Source organism: Arthrobacter sp. SPT-J7 (assembly GCF_059089965.1).
Genome location: NZ_JBNHFF010000183.1, coordinates 1 through 6,817 on the forward strand (window position 1 = coordinate 1; position 6,817 = coordinate 6,817).

At 64.0% G+C, this 6,817-nt stretch carries 7 protein-coding genes; 3 read left to right on the forward strand and 4 right to left on the reverse strand.

All coding sequences use genetic code 11. The features are described from left to right. The first annotated feature begins 382 nt into the window (after positions 1 to 382). Positions 383 to 631 (forward strand): hypothetical protein, encoded by a 249-nt coding sequence (locus AC5RWX_RS28650; RefSeq protein ID WP_494099630.1) that lies wholly within the window; start codon positions 383 to 385, stop codon positions 629 to 631. 253 nt (positions 632 to 884) lie between these two features. On the opposite strand, the gene katG is transcribed toward AC5RWX_RS28650, so the two are convergent. From katG to AC5RWX_RS28670, 4 genes are all read right to left on the reverse strand, one after another. Continuing rightward, positions 885 to 3,179 carry a catalase/peroxidase HPI gene (gene katG, locus AC5RWX_RS28655; RefSeq protein ID WP_494099631.1) on the reverse strand — a complete coding sequence of 765 codons (2,295 nt, stop codon included), beginning with the start codon at positions 3,177 to 3,179 and terminating at the stop codon, positions 885 to 887. A 164-nt stretch (positions 3,180 to 3,343) separates the two neighbouring features. Continuing rightward, positions 3,344 to 3,664, reverse strand: a complete 321-nt coding sequence (locus AC5RWX_RS28660) for a DMT family transporter (protein ID WP_494099632.1) — start codon at positions 3,662 to 3,664, stop codon at positions 3,344 to 3,346. Beyond that, a complete protein-coding gene (locus AC5RWX_RS28665) occupies positions 3,661 to 4,017 on the reverse strand; it encodes a DMT family transporter (protein ID WP_494099633.1) in 357 nt (118 codons plus the stop codon). The genes AC5RWX_RS28660 and AC5RWX_RS28665 overlap by 4 nt, the downstream gene beginning before the upstream one ends. Before the next feature lie 117 nt (positions 4,018 to 4,134). After that, positions 4,135 to 4,773, reverse strand: coding sequence for an isochorismatase family protein (locus AC5RWX_RS28670; RefSeq protein WP_494099634.1), 639 nt, complete (start codon positions 4,771 to 4,773; stop codon positions 4,135 to 4,137). A gap of 136 nt (positions 4,774 to 4,909) precedes the next feature. Here AC5RWX_RS28670 and AC5RWX_RS28675 point away from each other — a divergent pair, with 136 nt between their 5' ends. Further along, positions 4,910 to 5,860, forward strand: coding sequence for a GlxA family transcriptional regulator (locus tag AC5RWX_RS28675; protein ID WP_494099635.1), 951 nt, complete (start codon positions 4,910 to 4,912; stop codon positions 5,858 to 5,860). Positions 5,861 to 6,055: 195 nt separating this feature from the next. Beyond that, a partial coding sequence (locus AC5RWX_RS28680) for a M20/M25/M40 family metallo-hydrolase (RefSeq protein WP_494099636.1) occupies positions 6,056 to 6,817 on the forward strand: 762 nt, incomplete at its 3' end.

Genomic DNA, 6,817 nt, shown 5'->3' on the forward strand with positions numbered 1-6,817 from the left:
GGAGACCGTCAAACCTCGACACCCTGTAATCCCGTAGCTGCCACTTGCGCCGCCCAGATTGAGGAGTAGCAAATTGCTGAACAGTGTTTCGGATGAGAACCGTATGTAGCGCGCTCGATCGTGTTCTTTTGGGTTCGTGTGCATGGTAATTCCGGCAGGCATTGTCGCTGCGTTTTGGGACGTATTCGTCGCTAAGCCGGCGATCGAATGGCGGTGCGGCGGCCTTGGCCGAACTAGCCTTCGAGAACCGCTCAATGCACCTGGCTGCCATTCAGTTAAAGCTGTCGGCCCGGGACCGCCTTATCCTTGCCGCGACGGCCACTCGTGCCCTAGCGTGTGGACCCAGGCCAACATAGGCCTGCACAATTGGGGAGGGTGCTTCATGGCTGACATTGATGCAGTACTGGCAGGGCTGACAACAGAGGAAATCGAAGAAATCCAGTCAGTTGGGCCGAAGGGGCATCTCGATCGGCATCTGCGCGAAGCCCTTGACCGGGCAGCCGGAGGACCAGATGCTGCGCGGGGCCTGTATGTGCTGGACGGAACAGTCAACGACAACGGAGGCCAGTTCTACATTCTCCGCGATGATCTGAGCGGAAGAATCTTCCAAAGCCAGCCAACCCGAAGCTAAGCAGGTTCTCATGGGCTCCTTGGTTCAGGCCATGGCACCGCGCTGGCGACGATGTAGTCCGGGGCTGCCGGCCCTTTCAGGACCCGTTGATTAACCGCGGGTGCAACGCGGCGGGCTTTTAGGGCGGCCCAAAGGACCTCGGGGATCTGGGGTTCCTCCTGGTTCAAAGCGTGGCTGCCCGGAAGCCTGCTTCTCCGGCGCCTGGGGGAGGAGGTCCGGACCGGCCACAGCTGCAGCCGGCCCGGACGCTCGATCAGCGCAGGTCGAAGCGGTCGAGTTCCATGACCTTCACCCAGGCCGCCACGAAGTCGTTGACGAACTTCTCCCCGGCGTCGTCGCTCGCGTAGACCTCGGCGATTGCCCGGAGCTGCGAGTTGGAGCCAAAGACAAGGTCAACCGGCGTAGCGGTCCACTTCAGCTCGCCGGTGGCGACGTCGGTGATGTCGTAGACGTTCTCCTCGTTCTCTGACGCCTTCCACTTGGTGCCCGGGGAGAGCAGGTTGGCGAAGAAGTCGTTGGTCAGGACACCCGGCTTGTCCGTGAGGACGCCGTGGCTGGAGCCGCCGACGTTGGTGCCGATGGCGCGCATACCGCCAATGAGCGCCGTCATCTCCGGTGCGGAGAGGTCCAGCAGGTACGCCTTGTCCAGCAGGAGGGTCTCCGGCTGGAGCTTCTCGCCGGGGCGTACGTAGTTCCGGAATCCGTCTGCCCGCGGCTTCAGGTACTGGAACTGGTCGACGTCGGTCTGCTCCTGGGCGGCATCTGTGCGGCCGGGCCGGAACGGCACGGTGACGGCGAAGCCTGCGTCCCGGGCAGCCTTTTCCACTGCCGCGCAGCCGCCGAGGACGATCAGGTCCGCCAATGAGACCTTCTTGCCCCCGGCCTGGGCGGCGTTGAACTGCTGCTGGACCGTCTCAAGCGCCTGCAACGCCGTCGAAAGCTGCTCAGGCTCGTTGACCTCCCAGCCGCGCTGGGGCTCCAACCGGATCCGCGCCCCGTTGGCGCCGCCGCGCCGGTCCGTCTTGCGGAAGGTGGATGCCGCGGCCCATGCCGTACTGGCCAGCTGTGAGACGGAGAGGCCCGAGTCCAGGAGCTGGGCCTTGAGCGAGGAGATGTCCTGCTCGTCGATCAGCTCGTGGTCCACTGCCGGGACCGGGTCCTGCCAGAGCTGGGCCTCCGGGACCCAGGGCCCGAGCATGTGTGGGCCAACCGGGCCCATGTCGCGGTGCAGCAGCTTGTACCAGGCCTTGGCGAAGGCCTGCGCGAACTCGTCCGGGTTCTGTAGGAAGCGACGACCTATCTCCCCATAGACCGGGTCGACGCGAAGCGACAGGTCCGTGGTCAGCATGGTGGGCCGGTGCTTTTTCTCCGGATCGTGGGCGTCCGGGATGATCTCCGGGGCATCCTTGGCGACCCACTGATGCGCGCCGGCAGGGCTCTTGACCAGCTCCCACTCGTACTCGAACAGGATCTCCAGGAAGCGGTTGCTCCACTGGGTGGGCCGGTCGGTCCAGGTGACTTCCAAACCGGACGTGATCGTGTCCGCCCCCTTCCCACTGCCGTAGGTGCTGAGCCAGCCCAGGCCTTGCGTTTCGAGGTTGGCGCCCTCAGGCTCGGGACCTACGTGCGCGTCGGCGTCTCCGGCGCCGTGGGTCTTGCCGAACGTGTGGCCGCCGGCGATCAGCGCGAAGGTCTCTTCGTCGTTCATGGCCATCCGCTTGAAGGTTTCACGGATGAACGCTGCCGCGAGCTTGGGATCCGGGTTGCCCATGGGGCCTTCGGGGTTGACGTAGATCAGGCCCATTTCCGTGGAGCCGACCTCCTCCGACATCTGGCCTTCGCCGATGTAGCGTTCGTCGCCGAGCCAGGTGTCCTCCGGTCCCCAGAAAATTTCTTCGGGCTCCCACACGTCCTCACGGCCGAAGGCGAAGCCGAACGTCTTGAGTCCCATGGACTCGAGGGAGACGTTGCCGGCCAGGACCAGCAGGTCTGCCCAGGAAAGCTTTTGGCCGTATTTCTGCTTCACCGGCCACAGCAATCGCCGCGCCTTGTCCAGGTTGGCGTTGTCCGGCCAGCTGTTGAGCGGCGCGAACCGCTGGCTGCCGTCCCCTGCACCACCGCGGCCGTCGTGGACACGGTAGGTGCCGGCGGCGTGCCAGCTCAGCCGGATCATCAGGCCGCCGTAATGGCCGAAGTCCGCCGGCCACCAGTCCTGGGAGGTGGTGAGGACCTGGATGATGTCCTGCTTGAGCGCCTCGACGTCGAGCTTCTGGAACTCCTCTCGGTAGCTGTAGCCAGGGCCGAGCGGGTTGCCTGCCGGGTTATGGCTGTGGAGCACGGTGAGGTCCAGTTGGTTTGGCCACCAGTCCGCGACGGTCCGTGGCCGGTGCGCCTTGGGCTGCGGCGAATCGATGGCCGGGTTCTCACTCTCGCTGCCGTGCGAGGTCACGCTGCCATGCGCCACCGGGCAGCCACCCTCAACCTTGCTGTCCAGGCCTTGGGCACTTCCGGGGGTGGGTATTGGGGGGTGTTCCGGGCGATCGGTCATGTGCTTCCTTCCATGTGCCGAGGCCGTGGTCGGACTCGGGCGGCCGGTTCAACCTTCCCATTTGACCATGGACGGGCGCGCGGGGGAGAGCCCCTGTCCGCGATGAGAGAAACGGCCTAATTGCCGCTCCGCTCCAGTAGGCCCCAGCTCCAATTACGGAGCCACTAGTGTGCAGCGCCGAGCTCGATGAGCAGGACGCCGCCGATGATGAGCCCCAGCCCGAGCATCATGATGGGGGTGATCATCTCCTTGAAGAAGACGCGGCTGGCAAGGGCGGTCAGAGCGACGCCGGCGGCGGCCCAGATGCCGTAGGCGACTCCTAGGCTCATTCCCTGGTCCAGGGTCAGCGTGAGGAGCGTGAAGGCAAGGACGTACCCGACGCCGACAGGTATGTACCAGCGCCGCTTTCCAGTGGATGCGACGCGCAGGAACAGAGTGGCGGTTACTTCGGTAAGGATTGCCGCCGACAGCAACAACCACATCATGAGCGGGCCATTTCTTTTGCCGGTTCTTTTACCGGTTCTTTGTGTGATCCGAGTTCCACGCAGAGCACGCCGGCGATGACCATGGCGACGCCGATCATCATCACCGGGGTCAGCGCCTCGCCAAAGATGAGGGCGGCCAGCAGCACCGTGAGTGTCACTCCCAACGCGGCCCAGATACCGTAAGCAACCCCGAGGCCCAGGCCTTTACGGAGGACTGCTGCGAGGAAACCGAACGAAGCGGAATAACCGAGAACAACCACAATGAAGAATGCAGGATTATCCAGGGCCGCTTTCAAGGAGAGGGACGCTGTCACCTCACTCAGGATGGCGCCGGCGAGGAGAATCCACTTCATGAAATTAGTCCTTGAGATTCGTTGGGGCTTGGTCCCCGTGTGTGCAACGGCGCGAATGCTGCTGGTGTTCCCGGGCTTCCCACCCGGTGAACGCAGGTGGAAAGCCCAGGACGTTAATTACGCCTGGGGGACGAGCTCGGAGCCGGCGGTCGCGGAGCTGCCGAGGTCACTCCTGGTGAGGGCTTGCCGGGTGTCCAGGGCATTGGTCCAGGTACCAGTATCGGCCACGGCTGCCCAGTTCGAGTTCAGCAGCGTAAGGAGTGTCGTGTGCACGGTCTTGGCATCGGCGAAGCCTGCCCCGTTGGCGAGGTTGATAGCGCCGGTGGCGTCTGAGAGAACCTCGGTGGTGAAGCCAAGGAACTCTGCCTCAACGGCGGAGGCGAGCACGCAGTTGTTGGTCATGTAGCCCGCTAAGGTGACCGTGTCGATGTCGTGCTTCCGCAGCCATTCGGCGAGGTCAGTACCGGCGTAAACCGAACCATACTGCTTGACCAGCGCCTTCCATGCGCCGGTTTTGCGGCGCTCAATCTCGGGGTGCAGCTCGAAGCCTGACGTGCCGGGCGCGAAGACGGGCGCACCTTCGCCCGCAGAGTGTTGGATCACGGCAATCGGAATGCCCGCGGCTGTGGCGGCGTCAACTGCACGCGCAACGGCGGGCAGGGACTCCTGGTGCGGCGGGTACTGGATTTCGAGGGGGCCGCCAAAGTACTGCTGCTGCACGTCGATAAGGATGAGGGCGCGGCGGGGGGTGCTCATGTTTATGTTTCTCCCTGGTGGTTCTCTCGGCTGCCTTCTGGCAACTGTTCCAGTTTTCCCGGTGCCTACCGGAGCCACCAGTGGCACGAAGGCAGATGTACGATGAATTCGGGCCAAGCTGCAGGAAGGGGCGATTTTGAGGATCGCGGTGTATGCCTTCGATGGCGCAACGATGTTTCACCTCGCTGTTCCGCAGATGGTTTTTAACGAGGTGGCCCGCCAGGGCCTTGCCGAATGGAAGACCTTTCTTTTCTCCGACCAGGAAGGCGAGGTGACAACCGCTGAGGGTTACCGGCTGGGCGAGGTGAAAGGGCCCGGGGCGGCGGGAGGGGCCGACGTCGTGGTGGTGCCCTCATGGTTCGACGACGGGCGCGTCCCCAGCGACTCACTGCGCCAGGTGCTTCAAGGGGCGCACGGGCGTGGCGTGCCACTTCTAGGGTTATGCCTTGGTGCGATTCCCCTGGCGGACGCCGGGTTACTTGCGGGACGCCGGGCCGTCACGCATTGGCAGGCTTTCGATTCCCTCGCCGGACGGCACCCGGATATCGCCCTTGATCAGTCGGTGCTCTACATCGACCACGGCGATGTCCTGACCTCCGCCGGCACCGCCTCCGCCTTGGACGCCTGCCTGCACCTTGTGCGTACCAGACTTGGAGCGGAGTCAGCGAACCATGTGGCACGCAGCCTGGTCATCGCGCCGCACCGGGAGGGTGGACAGGCGCAATATATTGAGCGTCCTGTTCCTTCCCGCTCCACCGATGATCCGATCTCGCGGTTGCTTGAATGGGCCCTGGGCCATCTGGCTGAACCCCTCACCATCGAGGCGATGGCCGCCCGGGCACACTTGAGCCGCCGCACCTTTCTCCGCTCCTTCCGGGCAGCAACCGGGACAACGCCGGCCGCCTGGATCCGCGCCCGCCGCCTGGACGCGGCCCGGCGGCTGCTCGAAACCACAGACCTGTCGATAGACCAGATCTCTGCCGACTGCGGATTCGGCAACGCCGTCACCCTCCGGCAGAACTTTGCGGCCGCATTCTCCACGAAGCCAACGGAGTACAGGCGTCGCTTTAGCGCCCGACTTAGCTAACGCTTGTTCCCGTGCCGCCGAGGTTATGGAGCATAAGGGTTCTGCCCCTACCGACCTATCTGCCGGCCAAGGGCTGGCTGGTGTGCAGATACACATTGCCGCTAGCTGAATTGGTGGCCTCGACCCAGTGCCTCCCGCGTGCGCTCCTGAGACTATTTAGGTACCCCAATCATCCAGCGTGGAGGACAAGCCATCATGAGCAACGGTGCTGTGCCGGAACCCGATCCAAGCAAGTTCGCAGGAGCTGATGCCGCGTTCCTGCGGGACTTCGCCACCTTGAGCGCTTTCGGCGCTACGCCTGGCGGGGGAGTGGAGCGGCAGGCGGGTTCATCTGCAGACGGGGAACAGCGGGCATGGCTGACCGCCATGCTTCGGGACAAAGGTTTCGATGTTTCCTTTGACCAGGTGGGTAACCAGTTTGCCCTGCTCGAGGTGAATCCCGGTGCGCCCTACGTGCTGGTCGGCTCCCATCTTGATTCGCAGCCAACGGCCGGGCGGTATGACGGCGCCTATGGTGTGCTTGCCGCGGCCCATGCAGCATTCAGCCTCGCGGCAGAGTGGCGAGCCGCGGGAACAATTCCCCGGTACAACTTGGCGGTTGTGAATTGGTTCAATGAGGAAGGTGCTCGCTTCAAACCGTCCATGATGGGCAGTTCGGTCTACACCGGAAAGATGTCGCCCGCGGACGTCCTCGCCATTACGGATGCGGCAGGCATCACTGTTCGTGAGGCATTGGAAGCAACCGCCGCACTCGGCGAGGGCACCGGTCCGAGGGCGGCCTACGCTGCCGAAATCCATATTCAACAGGGCCGCAGCATGGAGCGGGAAGGCATCACCATTGGCGTGGTGGACTCCAACTGGGCGGCCAACAAGTACCAGTTCGAGGTCCGCGGCGAACAGGCGCACACCGGCTCGACAGTCATTGCTGACCGGCGTGATGCCCTCCTCGGAGGGTCA

Excerpts from the sequence above, each read along its gene's own strand:
- AC5RWX_RS28650 (WP_494099630.1), top strand. The coding sequence starts at position 383 with ATGGCTGACATTGATGCAGTACTGGCAGGGCTGACAACAGAGGAAATC.
- katG (WP_494099631.1), bottom strand. The coding sequence starts at position 3,179 with ATGACCGATCGCCCGGAACACCCCCCAATACCCACCCCCGGAAGTGCC.
- AC5RWX_RS28660 (WP_494099632.1), bottom strand. The coding sequence starts at position 3,664 with ATGATGTGGTTGTTGCTGTCGGCGGCAATCCTTACCGAAGTAACCGCC.
- AC5RWX_RS28665 (WP_494099633.1), bottom strand. The coding sequence starts at position 4,017 with ATGAAGTGGATTCTCCTCGCCGGCGCCATCCTGAGTGAGGTGACAGCG.
- AC5RWX_RS28670 (WP_494099634.1), bottom strand. The coding sequence starts at position 4,773 with ATGAGCACCCCCCGCCGCGCCCTCATCCTTATCGACGTGCAGCAGCAG.